Here is a 15,471-nt window from a genome sequence, read left to right on the forward strand (position 1 = left end):
TCAGATTTTCAGGCGCTCGACCACGCGGTGGCCGACCAGGTGCTCGTCGATGATCTCGTCGATGTCTTCCTGGTCAACATAGGTGTACCACGTGCCCTGCGGATAGATGACGATGACGGGGCCCAGCTCGCAGCGTCCGAGGCAGCCGGCCTGGTTGACGCGCACCGCGCCGGTGGCACTGAGGCCGAGTTCCTTGACGCGCGCCTTCAGGTGTTGCTGCGCCGCTGCCGCGCCCTTTTCGGCACAGCATTCGCGGCCGTCGTCGCGCTGGTTCATGCAGATGAACAGGTGCTGGCCAAAATGCTGTTTGTCTTCGGTCATTGCGCGGCTCGCTTCAAAGACCGTCATGATACACCGCCGTCAGCTTCGCTTCACGCGATGGCTGCGGTGCAGCAGGAACCAGAAGGCGATCAGCGGCCATACCAGCGAGAGGAACTGCGCGGCGCCGTTGAAGGTGAGGAAGCGGCCTTGTACCCACGTTTCGAGCGTGGCGATGAAATAGGGATTGGCCGGCGCGACGTTGATGGTCACGAACGAGACTGCCAGCAGCACGATGGCGGCGTGGCGCTGCAGACGCGCCGGCAGCCAGATCAGCAGCGCCGTCAGCAGCACGCCGACCAGCAGGCCGAGCTGCGCGCCTTCCGACAGCCAGGCAAAGGCGTTCTGCGGCTTGAACAGCAGCGCCATCGCCAGTGTCTTGACGCCGAGCGCGGCGGCCAGCATCAGGATCGTCAGCACGATGCGCGGCGCGCGCTCGCGCAGCATGTGGAACCAGGCGAGCAGCGCGCCGGCCGAACTGCAACTGGTGACGATGATCTCGACCAGCCAGTAATGGGTGGCCGAAGGCTGCGCGCCGTTGCGCAGCAGTGCGCTGAGGTCGAGCTGCATGTCGAGCGCCAGCGACAGCCAGTCCGACAGCACCGGCAGCAGCTGGCCGTTGCCGAACAGATAGCTTTGCGGATAGATCTGCGCCAGCGGCCACAGCAGCAGTACCACCACGCCGCGGCTGGCTTCCGGCGTGAACAGCCGGTGCCGCAGGCGGCGCAGCCGGCTGCGCTCGAGCACCTGGTGGCAGCTCAGGGTGCCGATCACCGCGCCGATGACGGCGCCCACGCTGTTGGCCAGCAGGTCCATGTTGGATGTCACGCGCGTGGGCAGAAAACTTTGCAGGGTTTCCATCGAGGCCGTGACCAGGATGCCGAACACGGCGGCCAGCAGCAGCGCCGCAATGCCGCGCACCGCCGGATAGAAGGCATAGACCGCCAGCACGCCGAGCGGGATGTAGCCGACGATATTGGTGACGACGTCGAATCCCGTCCAGTAGCGTGGCGGGATCGGTTCGGACAGATAGTTGCCGAGCGGGATGCCGACCTGCTGCCAGCCCGAGAACGGATACAGGCTCGCATAGACGATCAGCGCCAGATAGGCGAGCAGGATGCCGCGCGCGAGAACCGAGGGTTCGCGCGGCGGGGGCGGCGGCAGTTGCGTGATTACGGTTTCGGCGGGAGCGCGGCGAGCCATGTGCGCATGTCCTGGATGACGGCGTCGCTGGCGCTGGACAGTGCGGCGGCGCCGCCCTGGGCGTCGGCGCTGGCGGCCGGCACCTGGCGCACGAAGGTCTTCTGCGCGCGCAGCACGCGGCCGTCGTAGAGCGAGGCGCGGATCGCGACTTCGCCGACGCTGTCATGCGCGCTGTTGAAGTGCTGCGAGAATTCGTCGAGTTCGAGGCGCAGCACCGGCACGTTGATGGCACCGTCCGAGGCGGAGATCACCACGCCGCCGGCGCGCGTCAGGCTGGTCTTCAGGCGCTGCGCGAAGAGCTGCGCGGGCGGCATGGTCCACTGGCTGTTGGCGTAGGCGCGCGGCTGCAACTGGTTGGCGTAGTCGAGACGATAGAACATCAGCTGGCTGTCGAGCCAGGCCGGCGCTTCGATGTTGGCGAGGCTGACGGCCGGCAGCGTGCCGGTTGCCGTATCCTGCGCAGCCGGCTGGCTGCGCGTCGGGCCGAGATCGAACAGCGACAGGCGTGGGCCGTCGCTGGCGCAGCCGCTCAGCAGCGCTGCCGACAGCAGCAGGAGGGCGGCACCGCCGCGACGGGAAAAGGAGGGAAATGGCTTGCTCATCTTGATCCTTTGCGAGGGCGATGCACGTTACGGTGCCTGGAATCCGGGTTCGCCCGGGCCGGGTGGCGGCGCGGCGCTGCCGAACAAAATACTTTGCGGGCGCTGGTTGAAGTTTTCCAGCGAACGGTTCAGCGCACGCACGGTGGTCCGCGTGTCGTTGATCAGCGGTACCGCCTGATATTCAACCACGGAAGCCGCCGAGCCGACGCTGTCGACCGCGCCGCCAATGCTGGCGATCGGCCCGTCCGGCGCATTGAGGCGCGTCGCGACTTCATTGAGATTGCCGGTCAGCAGCGTTGCGTCGTCCGACAGCCGGTTGAGCGAGACCACCATCGAATTGGCATTGCGCGTCAGTTCCGGCAGCTGCGCCAGCGCGGGCTGCAACTGGTCGGGAATGGTGGCGATCTTGTCGGCCGCTTCGCTGACATCGGTGAAGGCGGCCAGCATGCTCTTCTGGTTTTCGTCGGAGAGGAAGGTATTGAGTTTCTCGGCCACTTCCTCGGTCTGTTTCAGAATGGCCAGTCCGCGCAGCTGCAGCATGTCGAGCAGGCCCGGCCGCAGGCCGATGCGCGCCACGTTGTTCTTGGACGACGGCAGTAGCGTCGGGTCCTTGCCGGTATCGTCGAGCTGCACGTAGGCGAGGCCGGTCACGCCCTGATAGCTGAGGGTGGCGAAGGTCGATTTGGTGATCGGCGTGTCCTTGGTGACGCTGAAGCGGATCAGGATCTGCCCCGGCTTCTCGGGATCGAACAGCACTTCATCGACGCGGCCGACGTCGAGGCCGCGATAGCGCACGCCGGCCTGCGGGTTGAGTCCCGGTACCGACAGCGTGGTGGCGATCTCGTAGGGCACGCGTTCGACGCGGTCGCGGTTGAACCACATCGCGATCAATGCCGCCGCGATCAGCAGCACGATCGTGAAGATGCCTGCCATCAGTGCATGAGCTTTATTTTCCATGATGCGCTTCCATGATGCGTTGGTTCGGGATGTTCATCAGGCATCCTCCCTTTTTTCCTGCTGCTCCGGCAGCGCCTCGAAGGCGCGCTGGCCGCGTTCGCCGCGGAAAAACGTTTCGATGAACGGGTGCTTGAATTCGACCACCTTGTCCGGCGCGCAGTAGGCGATGATGTGCTTGTCGGCCAGCACCGCCACGCGCGACGACAGCGCGAACAGCGTATCGAGGTCGTGCGTGACCATCACCACCGTCAGCTTCATCTCGTCGTGCAGTTCGCGGATTAGGTCGACGAAGCTCTCCGAGGCATTCGGATCGAGGCCGGCGGTCGGCTCGTCGAGGAACACCAGGTCGGGGTCGAGCGCCAGCGCGCGCGCCAAAGCCACGCGCTTGATCATGCCGCCCGACAGGTCGGCTGGCATCTTGCGCGCATGCTCGGGGCCGATGCCGGCCATCTGCAGCTTGAGCAGGGCGACGTCGCGCACCACGTCCTTGGGCAGCACGCGCAGTTCGCGCAGCGGCTGCGCGACGTTGTCGAATACGGTCAGCGCCGAGAACAGCGCGCCGTGCTGGAACAGCATGCCCCAGCGCGTGCGCAGGGCCTGCAGGCGCTCGCTGCCGATGCGGTTGATGTCCTCGCCGAACACGCGCACGGTACCGGCGGCGGGCCGGTTCAGGCCCAGCATCTGGCGCAGCAGCACGGTCTTGCCGGAACCCGAGCCGCCGACCAGCGAGACGATCTCGCCGGCGTCGATGCGCAGATCGAGGTTCTCGTGCACCACGGTGTCGCCGAATTGCGTGCGCAATTGCGAGATTTCGATGATGGCGGCGTCATCGTGCTGCGCCGATGTCGGCTGGGAGGGATCGCATTCGCTCAAAATCCGACCCCCGTGAAAACGATCGCGAATACCGCGTCGGCCAGGATGACCACGGTGATGGCGGTCACCACCGAGATCGTGGTGCCGGCGCCCAGGCTTTCGGTGTTGGGCTTGATGCGCAGGCCGAAGTGACAGGCCACCAGTGCGATCAGTCCGCCGAACACCACGCCCTTGCCGAGGCCGATCCAGTAGTTGGCGAGCGGTACCGCGTCCGGCAGTTCGCGCAGGAAATACTTATAGGTCAATCCGAGTTCGATCTTGGCCGCGACCATGCCGCCGATCAGTGCCATCGCATCGGTCCACACCACCAGCAGCGGCATCGAGATCGCCAGCGCGATGACCTTGGGCAGGATCAGGCGGAAGCCGTGCGGCAGGCCCATCACCAGCATGGCGTCAAGTTCCTCGGTCACGCGCATGACGCCGAGCTGCGCCGTGATCGCCGAACCCGAACGGCCGGCCACCAGGATCGCCGCCAGCAGCGGCCCGAGTTCTCGGATCACCGCCATGCCGAGGATGTTGACGAGGAAGATGTCGCCGCCGAACTGGTGCAGCTGCTGCGCCGACAGATAGGACAGCACCACGCCGATCAGGAAACCGACCAGCGCCGTGATGCCGAGCGCCTGATAGCCGGTATGGAAGATGTTGGCCGAGATTTCCTTCCACGGCCCGCGCTGCGGCAACCGCAGGAAGCGGCCTAGGTCGATCACGAGCTGGCCGATCAGCGCGATGAAGCCAAGCAGATGATCGGCCAGTACCATCTTCCGCTGCAGCAACGCATCGAGTGAATACCAATGCTTCCTGGGCGCCTTGCTCATGTCGAGCGTGCCGGTTTCCTCGAAGCGGCGGAAGAAATCCTCGTGCTGCGGCGCCAGCGTCAGTTCGGGCGGGCGCTTCTGGCCCCAGGCATTCCACAGCAGCTGCGCGCCGATGTAGTCCATGCTCTCGACCTGCGACAGGTCCCAGCGTTGCGTGCCGGAAGTGCCGGCCGACTTGAGTGCGAGCCGGATGCCCGCCATCGTCTTTTCCTGTGTCAATGCCCGCACATGCCACGCACCGGTCGCGGTGGCGGTCTTGTGACCGTCCTGGCTGAGCGCAAGGGAAGGAGAGGCGGGGGTTGGCATGCGCACAAGTGTAAGGGAGAAACAAAAAGGCGTCACGTACGCTACCGCACGGCGCGCCGCGTGCCGTCTGGGTCGGTCGTGCTCGGCTACAATGCGCGCATGCATGCTCTTCCTTCTTCTGCGCGCGTGGCTGCGCTGGCCGGTGAGGCGACCCGCGCGGTTGCGTTCGAAATCGTCGCCGAAACCGGCTCGACCAATGCCGACCTGCTGGCGCGCGTCGCCACCCTGACGCAGCCCACGCTGTGCTGGGCGCAGCGGCAGACCGCCGGCCGCGGCCGCGCCGGCCGCCCATGGCTGGCGGCTGACAACGGTGCGCTGACCTTTTCGCTTGCGTGGAAACTCCGGTTGCCGCCGCAGGCGCTGAGCGGATTGTCCCTGGCGGTCGGCGTGGCGCTGGCACGGCAGCTCGCCGCCAGGGGCGTGATGGTCCAGCTCAAATGGCCGAACGATCTGCTGCGCGACGGCGCCAAGCTGGCCGGTATCCTGATCGAGACGGCGGCCGACAAGAACGAGCGCGGTGCGCTGTGGGTCGTGATCGGCGTCGGTCTCAATCTGGCGCAAGGCGATGCGCTCGGCGCACAGCTGGGCCGTGCGGTGGCCGACATCGGCCAGCCGCAGGCCGATCGCGAAGCCTGGATGGCGGCGCTGCTGACGGGCCTATGCGAAATGCTGCCGGTCTTCGAGCGCGAGGGCTTTGCACCGTTTGCGCAGGAATGGAACGGTTTCGACGCCTATGCCGGCTGCGAGGTGAACATCCTCGACCGCGGAGAAGTGCTGCACCACGGTCGCGCTGCCGGTGTCGATGAAACGGGGCGGCTGCTGCTCGATACCGAGGCCGGCCGCATTGCCATCATGGCAGGTGACGTCTCGCTGCGTATGGCGGAGGTCTGAACGATGCTGCTGCTGATCGATGCCGGCAACACGCGCGTCAAGTGGGCGCTGGCCGAAGCTGCCGTGGCTGGGATGGGCGTCTGGCATGCCGCCGGCAGCGTGCCGCATGCCGAGGTGGCGGAACTGGCCGGATTGTGGCGCGGCATGCCGATCGCGCGCGTGGTGATCGCCAACGTCGCCGGGCCGCGTTTGCGCGAAGTGCTGCAGGCTGCGCTCGACGCGGCCGTGGGTGACATCTCGGACAACACGCGGCCACCGGTCGAATGGTTCGTCTCCAGCGCCGAGCGTGCCGGCCTGCGCAATCGTTACCGGCAGCCGGCGCAGCTCGGCTGCGACCGCTTTGCGGCGGCCATCGGCGCGCGCGCGCTGTTTCCGGATCGCGCGCTGATCGTGGCAGGCTGCGGCACCGCGACCACGGTCGATGCGGTGTCGGCCGACGGCGAATTCGTCGGCGGCATGATTCTGCCGGGCCTTTCACTGATGACGGCATCGCTGGCCGGCAATACCGCGCAGCTGCCGCAGGTCAGCCTGCAGGCCGACGCCGCCCATCCGTTCGCCGACCATACCGACGCCGCCATCGTCAGCGGTTGCCTGGCGGCGCAGGCCGGCGCCATCGAGCGCGCGCTGGCGGCGTACCGGACGGCGCAGGGCACCGACGTCGCTTGCATTCTGACCGGCGGCGCGGCAGACTTGATCGCCCCGCAACTGTCGGTCGCGCACGAGCGCATCGACAACCTCGTTCTGATCGGCTTGCAAACGGTAGCGACTTCATCATGCTGAAAATCCTGTTCGGGATCCTGATCGTCATCAACGGTGCCCTGCTGTCCTACCAGCAGGGCTGGCTCGACGTGCTGCTGCCGGTCAGCCACGAACCGTCGCGCCTGGCGGCGCAACTGCATCCGGAGCGCCTGAAACTGATTGCCCCGGAACAGGCTGACGAAACCGGAACCCCAACGACGTCCGAAGCACCGCCACGCGCGGCACCTGCACCTGCGGTGGCGGCCTGTCTGGAACTCGGCAATTTCGAGATGGCCGAAGCGCAGCGTTTCGAGGCACAACTGGCCTCGCTGGGCCTGGGCGAACGCCTGCAACGTCGCATGGTCCAGGAAAACGTGCGGCACATCGTCTATATTCCTCCGCTCGGCAACAAGGAGGCGGCCGACCGCAAGGGGGCCGAACTGGCGGCGCTGGGTGTGCGCGATTATTTCGTGATCCAGGACAGCTCGCCCCTGCAATGGGGGATTTCGCTGGGCATCTTCCGTACCGAGGAGTCGGCGCGCAATCATCTGCAGGCATTGACCGCGCAAGGGGTGCGCAGCGCGCGGGTCGGCACGCATGGCCTGGGAGGCAATCGCGTCGCCTTTCAGCTGCGCGGCATCGATGCCGCGACGCGCGAGTCCATCGACCGCATCAGGGAGGCGTTTCCGCGCCAGCAGTGGCGCGATTGCGCCTGACGCCACTCAGCCGTCGGCACCCTGCCTGCGCCGCGCGCGCAATATGTCCAGGCATTGCGGGCAGAGACAGCGCGTTCCCTTGCTGACTTCCTTGCTGCTTTTCCCTTCGGCGTCACGTGGCCGGCGCATGCACCAGCAGGCTGCCGGGGCGCCGGTGTCGGCCACGCCGCAGTCGAAGCGGGTCTGGCATTGCGGGCAGGTACTCATGCGTAGCGGGAAAGGACGGGATTGGAGGGTATCTCTTTTGCGCAACAACGGTGCGCGATCCATGGGGAATTTCCGCAGCGGCACGGAAAAGAATCGGCATTCCCTGTAAAATCGCGAGCATCGATTTTCAGGACCTGACATGACCGAATCCACCGTTGATCCTACCGGAATTTCCCCGCAAAGCAAGGCGGAAATCCTGGCCGAAGCGCTGCCGTACATCCGCAAGTTCCACGGCAAGACCATCGTCGTCAAATACGGCGGCAATGCGATGACCGAGGAACACCTCAAGCACGGTTTCGCGCGCGACGTGATTCTGTTGAAGCTGGTCGGCATGAACCCGGTCGTGGTGCACGGCGGCGGCCCGCAGATCGACAATGCGCTGAAGAAGATCGGTAAGCAGGGCACCTTCGTGCAGGGCATGCGCATCACCGACGAAGAGACGATGGAAGTCGTCGAATGGGTGCTCGGCGGCGAGGTCCAGCAGGACATCGTGATGCTGATCAACCACTACGGCGGCCAGGCGGTCGGCCTGACCGGCAAGGACGGTGGCCTGATCCGTGCGCGCAAGATGCAGATGCCGGACAAGGAAAAACCGGGCGAATTCCTCGACATCGGCTTCGTCGGCGAGATCGAGGCGATCAACCCGGCGGTGGTCAAGGCGCTGCAGGACGACGCCTTCATCCCGATCATCTCGCCGATCGGCTTCGGCGACGACGGCCAGGCCTACAACATCAACGCCGACCTGGTGGCCGGCAAGATCGCGGAAATCCTCAAGGCCGAAAAGCTGATCATGATGACCAACATCGCCGGCGTGCAGGACAAGAGCGGCCAGCTGCTGACTGACCTGTCGGCACGCGAGATCGACGAGATGTTCGCCGACGGCACCATCTCGGGCGGCATGCTGCCCAAGATCTCGTCGGCGCTCGATGCCGCCAAGTCCGGCGTCAACACGGTCCACATCATCGACGGCCGCATCGAGCATTCGCTGCTGCTCGAAGTGCTGACCGAACAGGCGTTCGGCACCATGATCCGCTCGCACTGATCGTTCATCCACCGTATCAAAAGACCATGAAAAAGCGCATCGGCGAAAGTCGATGCGCTTTTTGTTTGTGTGCCGCTGGCGGAACAGGGGAAACGTGATGTCAGGAAAGCCGCATCAGGCCGACTGCAGCAGGAAGCGCCCTGCATGTTGCGCATGCCACTGCTCGAACGCGTCGGCCGGCATGGGCTTCGCGATCGCGAAGCCCTGCGCGATGTCGCAGCCGACCTTGCCCAGCAGCCGATAGACGGCCTCGCTTTCCACGCCTTCGGCGATGGTCTGCATGCCCATCTTGTGCGCCAGCGTTACTGCCGCCTCGACGATGTGCAGCGCGCCCAGGTCCTCCGGCAGGCGGCGCACGAAGGACTGGTCGATCTTGATCAGCGAGATCGGCAGCTGATGCAGATACTGCAGCGACGAATAGCCGGTGCCGAAATCGTCGATCGAGATCGTGACGCGCGCATCGGCCAGCCGCGTCAGTTCGACGATGGTGCGCGTCATGTCGGTCATCAGCGCGCCTTCCGTGACTTCGAGTTCGAGCGACCGGCCGTCAACGTCATGGTGCCGCAGCAGGTGCAATACGAGGTCGGTGAAGCCGTTCCACAGCAGGTTGCGCGGCGAGATGTTGACGGCGATCGGGATATGGATGCCGCAGGCACGCCACTTGACGATCTGCTCCATCGCTTGTTGCAGCGCGAATTCGGTGATGAGGTTGATCAGCGTGCTCTGCTCGGCGCGCGGGATGAAGACTGCCGGCGGAATGCTGCCGCGCTCGGGATGGTGCCAGCGGATCAGCGCCTCGACGCTGTGGATGTGGCCGGTGGCGATATCGACCTTGGGCTGGTAGTGCATCGACAGCTGGCCCTGCCGCATCGCATCCATCAGGCTGCCGAGCACCGACAGGTTCTCGCACGCCAGCGTGCCAATCTGCGGGCTGTAGGCGAGACTGTCCTGGCTCTTCTCGTGCGCCGCCACCAGCGCGGCCTCGGCCTGCTGCAGATAGAACGCGGGCGCGTGTTCGGTATTCGTGAAGGTGATGTAGCCGAGGCGCGAATCGGCATGGACCGGAATGTCGTTGAAATGGAACGGGCGGCGCGCACTTTCGATCAGGCGCCCCAGCAGCGTGTCGATGCCGTTGCCGCTGCGGTCCTCGACCAGAATGCCGATCTGTTCGGCATCGATCCGATAGACCTGCGTGCGTTGCGGCAGGATGGTCGCATGGCGTTCGGCGGATTGCCGGATGACGTTCTCGATCAGATCGAAGCCGAAGGCCGATTTGAGCTCCGTGGCGTTCTGCAGTCCGATCACGGCCAGCACGAAGGTGCTGCGCGGCCGTTTTTCCTTTGCCAGACCGGCCAGCGCATCGAGCAGCGCGAGGCGGTTGGGTAGAAGGGTGGCGATATCGTGGCGCGTCATCCATTTCAGGTGGCGCAGATAGGCACGCACGCTGTCGCTGACGGTGCCGCTGAACATGCCGACCAGCATGAAGAAGCCGGTGCGGTAGAGCCAGTTGAGCGTGTCCTGCATCTCGCCGGTGGCGGTGTCGATCGGCATCATGGGGCCGATGACGATGCCACCCAGCAGTCCGATCACGAGTCCGCCGCGCAGGCCGAACACGAAACCGGCCAGCAGGATCGGCAGGTACATCGCATGCAGATAGGCAAAGCGCACGCCGCCACTGGCATGGACCAGCACGCCGACGCCCACTACCAGCACGATCAGCAGCGGCAGCATGATCATGCGGATGACGCGCATGCGCGGCACCAGCCATTCAAACAATCGCGTCGTATTCATGGAGGAAACTCCTGCGGAAGAGACGGTTCGCTCGGCGCGGAGCGCGTGTGCGTGCCCTGTCCGGCTGTGCAGGCATGTTGCCATGAAGAAAATGCAAAATGCAAATGAATTAGGTTAATCAGCCACACTTTTTACATTTGCAAATGTGCGCTGGCGGGCATTTCACCGAAGTGGTGCGTGCGTTACCTGTCCAATGCCAATTGCATGACAATGGCGCCGGCATCTTCTTGGGCAATGTCAGCGAAGAAACCGTCGAGCCGCGCGATTTCCGTGTAGCCGCAGGATTGGTAGATGCGCTGCGCGCCTTGCCATTCTGCGCTGAGCAGCAGGACGGAGGCACGCAGGCCAGGCAGGCGTTGACGCAGCAGCGCCAATGCCTGCGTGAAGAAACGGCGTCCCATGCCGTTGCCGCGATGCGCGGGAGCGATCGTCATCGACGAGATGTAGAGGCAGTCGCCGTTAGCGTGATGGGTATCCCTGATGTCGTGGCCGAGCGTGAAATGCGCGGGATCGAACAGCCCGCCATCCGCAGCGTCGCGTGTCCAGCGTTCCGAACACAGATAGCCGATGATCTGCGCGCCGTCTTGTTCAAGGCCGTGCTCGAGTATCAGAAAGCCTTGCGGGAAATGCCGCAGGCGCGTCAGCATGACCTCGCGGCTTTCGCGGATGGCCGGCGCGAAGCCACCGGCCTCGAGTTCCATGATGCGGTCGATGTCATCCTCGCGCGCGACGCGCAGCGGCAGCGCGGACAGGTGCTCCATCGTCAGTACAGGCGCGTGACGCGATAGCCGCGCTGCGCAAGCAGAGCCGGGATGCTGCCTTCGCCGATCAGGTGCAGCGCGCCGACGGCGACGAACAGGCGGTGTTCATCCTGCAGCAGTTTGACGATGCCATCCGTCATCTGCGGATTGCGGCGCTCTAGCAGCGCTTCTTGCGTGAAGCGCGCACCGACCGAATCGTCGGTGAGCATGGCGCGGTAGAGCTGGTCGAGTTGCGCGCCATCGGCATGGCGCCAGGCCTGGATCATGGCAATGCCCTTGGCGACGCCGCTGCCGTCCTGCAGTTCGCGCAGCGTCTCGCGCAGGTAGGCTTGCTGCTGGGCCGGCGGCATGCCGTCGAACAGCGACAGCGCATAGGCGGCATCCTCCAGCTCATGGACTGCCTTGCGTTCGCTGGCGGCGATCTGCAGGAAATGCTGCTCGAGTCCCTGTTCGGGCGGAAAGCCGGCACGCGCCATGGCATGCACAATCAGCAGGTTGGCGACCATCCACGGCTTCATGCGCTGCACGTTGGCGAACGGAATGCCGGCCTGCGCCAATGCCTGTTTCAGTTGTGCGAGGTCGGCGCTCGGCAGATGACGGGCAATGTTGCCATCGCCGCCGGGGTAGAGCGCATGCTGCGCGATTGCCTGTTGCAATGCCGCGAGATCGCGAATGTCGGTCTCGACCACCAGCGCATCGGCCTGATGCAGCGCCTGCATGACCTGCGGTTCAAGTGGGTAGAATGCCGGTTGCCCCACATGAACCGTGCCGAACAGCCAGGCCGTGCGATTTTCGTGATCGACGCGGTACAGCGTGCCGCGCAACGGAATGGCCGCTGCCGCCGCTGTTTCCTTTGATGCGTCGGCCTGTGCAGGCATGGCAGCCAGGCCGAACAGAATGCTGAACAAGACGACAAGCAGGCGCAACATATTTCCCGATCCGATCATGATTGAAAACGATGGCTAGACATAACCGCAGGCTGACCTGGCTGTTCGATCTCGACAATACCCTGCACGATGCGTCGCACGCGATCTTCCCGGCGATCAATCTGAACATGAACGCCTACATCGCGCGCGTGCTGCAAGACTGCGGCCAGGCCTGCGATACGGCTACCGTTGACGCCGCGCGCATCGCCTACTGGCAGCGCTACGGTGCCACGCTGCTCGGCATGATAAAGCATCACCAGGTGAAGCCCGACGATTTCCTGCGCGAGGCGCACCGCTTCGACGATCTGACCGCCATGATCCGTGCCGAGCGGAACCTGGCGCGCATCCTGCACCGCCTGCCGGGCCGCAAGATCCTGCTGACCAATGCGCCGCGCGGCTATGCGCGCGCGGTGCTGCGCCATCTGGGCCTGCATCGCCACTTCGCGCGCCACGTGCCGATCGAGGCGATGCGCGTGCACGGGCAGTTGCGGCCCAAGCCGTCGAAGCCGATGCTGCGCAAGCTGCTGGCGGCCGAGGGGCTGCGCGTGCGCGACTGCATCCTGGTCGAGGACACGGTGGAAAACCTGAAGGGCGCCAAGGCGCTGGGGCTGGGCACCGCCTGGGTCACGCAATACCTGAGCACGGATTCGACGCGGCAGGCGCTGGCGGGCATGCGCACAACGGTCAGACGCACAAAACGCCCTGTTTATGTCGATGTCAAAGTACAATCCGTGGGGCAACTATTCAGACAGTTGCACAGGTTGCGTTAGTTCGATTGACCCTCTTTCAATAACGACCATGCCCAATACCAAAACCGGCGAACGCAAACTCCAGATCCTGCAGATGCTGGCCACCATGCTGGAGCAGCCGAAGGGAGAAAAGATCACGACGGCGGCGCTGGCGGCGCGGCTCGAGGTATCGGAGGCGGCGCTGTACCGACATTTCGCCAGCAAGGCGCAGATGTTCGAGGGCCTGATCGAATTCATCGAATCGACCGTGTTCGGCCTGATCAACACGATTGCCGAACAGGAGGAGCGCGGTCTGGCGCAGGTGCAGCAGATCGTCGTCATGCTGCTCAATTTCGCCGAACGCAATCCGGGCATGACGCGCGTCATGATCGGCGACGCGCTGGTCAACGAGGACGATCGCCTGCAGGCACGCATGAACCAGTTCATCGAACGCATCGAACTGGCGCTGCGCCAGTCGCTGCGGCTGGCGGCGACGCAGGCGCAGGCAACCGAGGAGGATGCGGCGGTGCGCGCCAATCTGATCGTCAGCGCCGTGCTTGGCCACTGGCAGCGCTACGCCAAGACCGGCTTCAGCCAGAAACCTTCGCAGAACGTCGCACCGCAGATCGCGATCCTGCTGTCCTGATTTTCCCGGTCGCCGCGGCGACGTACAATGACGGCTGTCGCGCCCGCGGGTCTGCTCCTCCATGTCTTCCTTCGAATCGTCCCCTTCCTGTTTTGTCCTGCTCGACGACTGCACCGCCGACAGCACGGCGCGGCAGACGCATCTCCGGCAGTCGCGTCTCTATACGCAGCACGTCGGCACGTTGCGCTGCATGCGCAGCGAAGATTTGCCGGCCTTCCTGCATGCATTGCAGGAAGCACTGCGGGCCGGACGGTTCGCAGTCATGGCCGCCGATTACGAACTCGGCGCGGCCATGCACGGGATTGCCGCGCGCGACGCATCTTCCACGCAGGCACTGGCGCAGGTGCTGCTGTTCGCGCGCTGCGAACGCCTGACACGCGATGAAGTTGACGCGTGGCTGCGCGGACAGGAGGAGCAGGAAGCTGCGCAGGCGCGCCCGGCCGGCATCGTCCGCGTCGAAGGCAATATCGACCGCGCCGCCTTCGACGACGCGATGGCGCGCATCCACGCCTACATCGAAGCCGGCGACACCTATCAGGTCAACTACACCTATCGTTTGCGGTTCGACGCCTACGGCAGCCTGCCGGCCCTGTATGCGCGTCTGCGCGCGCGCCAGCCGGTGCCGTATGGCGCGCTGATCGCGCTGCCCGACGGCGGCGCGATCCTGTCGCTGTCGCCCGAACTGTTCATGCGCCACGAACAGGGACGGCTGACGGTGCAGCCGATGAAGGGCACGGCGCCGGCGAGCGGCGACGCCGCGCGCGACACGGACGTCGCGCAGGTGCTTGCTTCCGACGTCAAGAATCGTGCGGAAAACCTGATGATCGTCGATCTGCTGCGCAACGATCTGGGGCGCATTGCCGAGATCGGCTCGGTGCAAGTCGATCGCCTGTTCGAGGTGCAGCGCTTCAGCAGCGTGCTGCAAATGACGTCCACCGTTCATGCACAACTGCGCGGCGGCACCACGCTGGCCGACATCTTCGCCGCGCTCTATCCCTGCGGTTCGATCAGCGGCGCGCCCAAGCGGCGCACCATGCAGATCATCCGCGAGCTCGAGCCGCAGGCGCGCGGCATCTATACCGGCGCGATCGGCTGGTTCGATCCGCCCGCCGATGTTTCCGCTCCCTTCGGCGACTTCTGCCTGTCGGTGCCGATCCGCACGTTGCAGCTGGAGGCTGAAGGCGAGGGCGGACGCAAGGGCGTGCGGCACGGCGAGATGGGCATAGGCGCCGGCATCGTGCACGACAGCGTGGCTGCCGACGAATATGCGGAATGCCTGTTGAAGGCACGTTTCCTGACCGGACTGTCGTGCGACTTCCGGTTGTTCGAAACCATGCGCGCCACGGCCAGACAGGTGCCGCTGCTCGAACGCCACCTGCGGCGGCTGCACGATTCGGCGGTCTTCTTCGGCTTCGTCTTCGACGTCGAGCGGCTGCGTGCCGAACTTGCCACCTGGTGCACCGCGCTGCCGGACGACGGTGAACATCGCGTGCGGCTGGCGCTGGCGCAGGATGGCGCGGTCGAACTGACGGGCGCACCGCTGCTGCCGCTCGCACTGCCGGTCGGGTTGCTGCTGGCGGAGGAAACGACGGCGGCCGACGACATCTTCCTGCGCCACAAGACCACGGCGCGGGCGGTTTACGATCGGGCATGGCGCACGGCGGAAGCGGCCGGCGCTTTCGACCGCCTGTTCTTCAACGAACGCGGCGAACTGACCGAAGGCGGGCGCAGCAGCGTGTTCGTACGGCTGGATGGACGGTGGTTCACACCGCCGCTGCAGGCGGGTTTGCTGCCGGGCGTGATGCGTGCGGCGGTGCTCGACGATCCTGCATGGCAGGCCGCCGAGCGCGTGCTGACGCGCGACGATCTGCGCCGCGCCGAAGAGATCATGGTCTGCAATGCGCTGCGCGGTACGCTGCCGGCAGTGCTGATGGCAGAGGGTGACGCCTGA

At 65.2% G+C, this 15,471-nt stretch carries 17 protein-coding genes; 7 read left to right on the plus strand and 10 right to left on the minus strand.

Features of this window, described 5'->3' with window-relative positions; translation table 11 throughout:
- From IEV38_RS07355 to IEV38_RS07380, 6 genes are read right to left on the minus strand one after another with little or no spacing between them, the layout of a single operon-like run.
- Complete coding sequence (locus tag IEV38_RS07355) at window positions 1–321, minus strand: (2Fe-2S) ferredoxin domain-containing protein (RefSeq protein WP_188395553.1); 321 nt, start codon at window positions 319–321, stop codon at window positions 1–3.
- Between the two features lie 39 nt (window positions 322–360).
- Window positions 361–1,521: a VanZ family protein gene (locus IEV38_RS07360; protein WP_188395554.1), complete on the minus strand. Its 1,161-nt coding sequence runs from the start codon at window positions 1,519–1,521 to the stop codon at window positions 361–363.
- On the minus strand, window positions 1,491–2,123 hold the full coding sequence (locus IEV38_RS07365) for an ABC-type transport auxiliary lipoprotein family protein (protein ID WP_188395555.1): 633 nt from the start codon (window positions 2,121–2,123) through the stop codon (window positions 1,491–1,493). Before IEV38_RS07365 ends, IEV38_RS07360 begins: the two co-directional genes overlap by 31 nt.
- 27 nt (window positions 2,124–2,150) lie before the next feature.
- Window positions 2,151–3,080 carry an MlaD family protein gene (locus IEV38_RS07370; protein WP_188395556.1) on the minus strand — a complete coding sequence of 310 codons (930 nt, stop codon included), beginning with the start codon at window positions 3,078–3,080 and terminating at the stop codon, window positions 2,151–2,153.
- A gap of 36 nt (window positions 3,081–3,116) precedes the next feature.
- Window positions 3,117–3,953 carry an ABC transporter ATP-binding protein gene (locus IEV38_RS07375; RefSeq protein ID WP_229728928.1) on the minus strand — a complete coding sequence of 279 codons (837 nt, stop codon included), beginning with the start codon at window positions 3,951–3,953 and terminating at the stop codon, window positions 3,117–3,119.
- Window positions 3,950–5,074, minus strand: coding sequence for an MlaE family ABC transporter permease (locus IEV38_RS07380; protein ID WP_188395557.1), 1,125 nt, complete (start codon window positions 5,072–5,074; stop codon window positions 3,950–3,952). Before IEV38_RS07380 ends, IEV38_RS07375 begins: the two co-directional genes overlap by 4 nt.
- 60 nt (window positions 5,075–5,134) lie before the next feature.
- Here IEV38_RS07380 and IEV38_RS07385 point away from each other — a divergent pair, with 60 nt between their 5' ends.
- The 3 genes from IEV38_RS07385 to IEV38_RS07395 are packed head-to-tail and all read left to right on the plus strand — an operon-like array spanning window position 5,135 to window position 7,419.
- On the plus strand, window positions 5,135–5,965 hold the full coding sequence (locus tag IEV38_RS07385; protein WP_308633574.1) for a biotin--[acetyl-CoA-carboxylase] ligase: 831 nt from the start codon (window positions 5,135–5,137) through the stop codon (window positions 5,963–5,965).
- Window positions 5,966–5,968: 3 nt separating this feature from the next.
- Complete coding sequence (locus IEV38_RS07390) at window positions 5,969–6,745, plus strand: type III pantothenate kinase (protein ID WP_188395558.1); 777 nt, start codon at window positions 5,969–5,971, stop codon at window positions 6,743–6,745.
- Complete coding sequence (locus tag IEV38_RS07395) at window positions 6,739–7,419, plus strand: SPOR domain-containing protein (RefSeq protein ID WP_188395559.1); 681 nt, start codon at window positions 6,739–6,741, stop codon at window positions 7,417–7,419. The genes IEV38_RS07390 and IEV38_RS07395 overlap by 7 nt, the downstream gene beginning before the upstream one ends.
- Before the next feature lie 6 nt (window positions 7,420–7,425).
- On the opposite strand, the gene IEV38_RS15455 is transcribed toward IEV38_RS07395, so the two are convergent.
- Window positions 7,426–7,869 (minus strand): cysteine-rich CWC family protein, encoded by a 444-nt coding sequence (locus tag IEV38_RS15455; RefSeq protein WP_371869849.1) that lies wholly within the window; start codon window positions 7,867–7,869, stop codon window positions 7,426–7,428.
- On the opposite strand from IEV38_RS15455, the gene argB reads away from it, so the two are divergent.
- A complete protein-coding gene (gene argB / locus IEV38_RS07405; protein WP_188395561.1) occupies window positions 7,766–8,668 on the plus strand; it encodes an acetylglutamate kinase in 903 nt (300 codons plus the stop codon). The two genes, IEV38_RS15455 and argB, sit on opposite strands and share 104 nt — an antisense overlap.
- 114 nt (window positions 8,669–8,782) lie before the next feature.
- Here argB and IEV38_RS07410 read toward each other — a convergent pair whose 3' ends face one another.
- From IEV38_RS07410 to IEV38_RS07420, 3 genes are all read right to left on the minus strand, one after another.
- Window positions 8,783–10,459 (minus strand): putative bifunctional diguanylate cyclase/phosphodiesterase, encoded by a 1,677-nt coding sequence (locus IEV38_RS07410; RefSeq protein WP_188395562.1) that lies wholly within the window; start codon window positions 10,457–10,459, stop codon window positions 8,783–8,785.
- A gap of 182 nt (window positions 10,460–10,641) precedes the next feature.
- On the minus strand, window positions 10,642–11,220 hold the full coding sequence (locus IEV38_RS07415) for a GNAT family N-acetyltransferase (RefSeq protein ID WP_188395563.1): 579 nt from the start codon (window positions 11,218–11,220) through the stop codon (window positions 10,642–10,644).
- Window positions 11,221–11,222: 2 nt separating this feature from the next.
- On the minus strand, window positions 11,223–12,149 hold the full coding sequence (locus tag IEV38_RS07420; protein WP_188395564.1) for a TraB/GumN family protein: 927 nt from the start codon (window positions 12,147–12,149) through the stop codon (window positions 11,223–11,225).
- Between the two features lie 29 nt (window positions 12,150–12,178).
- On the opposite strand from IEV38_RS07420, the gene IEV38_RS07425 reads away from it, so the two are divergent.
- From IEV38_RS07425 to pabB, 3 genes are all read left to right on the plus strand, one after another.
- Window positions 12,179–12,916 (plus strand): pyrimidine 5'-nucleotidase, encoded by a 738-nt coding sequence (locus IEV38_RS07425; RefSeq protein ID WP_188395565.1) that lies wholly within the window; start codon window positions 12,179–12,181, stop codon window positions 12,914–12,916.
- Between the two features lie 28 nt (window positions 12,917–12,944).
- Window positions 12,945–13,520, plus strand: coding sequence for a nucleoid occlusion factor SlmA (gene slmA, locus IEV38_RS07430; RefSeq protein ID WP_188395566.1), 576 nt, complete (start codon window positions 12,945–12,947; stop codon window positions 13,518–13,520).
- A 61-nt stretch (window positions 13,521–13,581) separates the two neighbouring features.
- On the plus strand, window positions 13,582–15,471 hold the full coding sequence (pabB, locus tag IEV38_RS07435) for an aminodeoxychorismate synthase component I (protein ID WP_188395567.1): 1,890 nt from the start codon (window positions 13,582–13,584) through the stop codon (window positions 15,469–15,471).

Origin of the sequence: Oxalicibacterium flavum (assembly GCF_014635065.1) — a bacterium.
Classification (GTDB): Bacteria; Pseudomonadota; Gammaproteobacteria; order Burkholderiales; family Burkholderiaceae_D; genus Oxalicibacterium; species Oxalicibacterium flavum.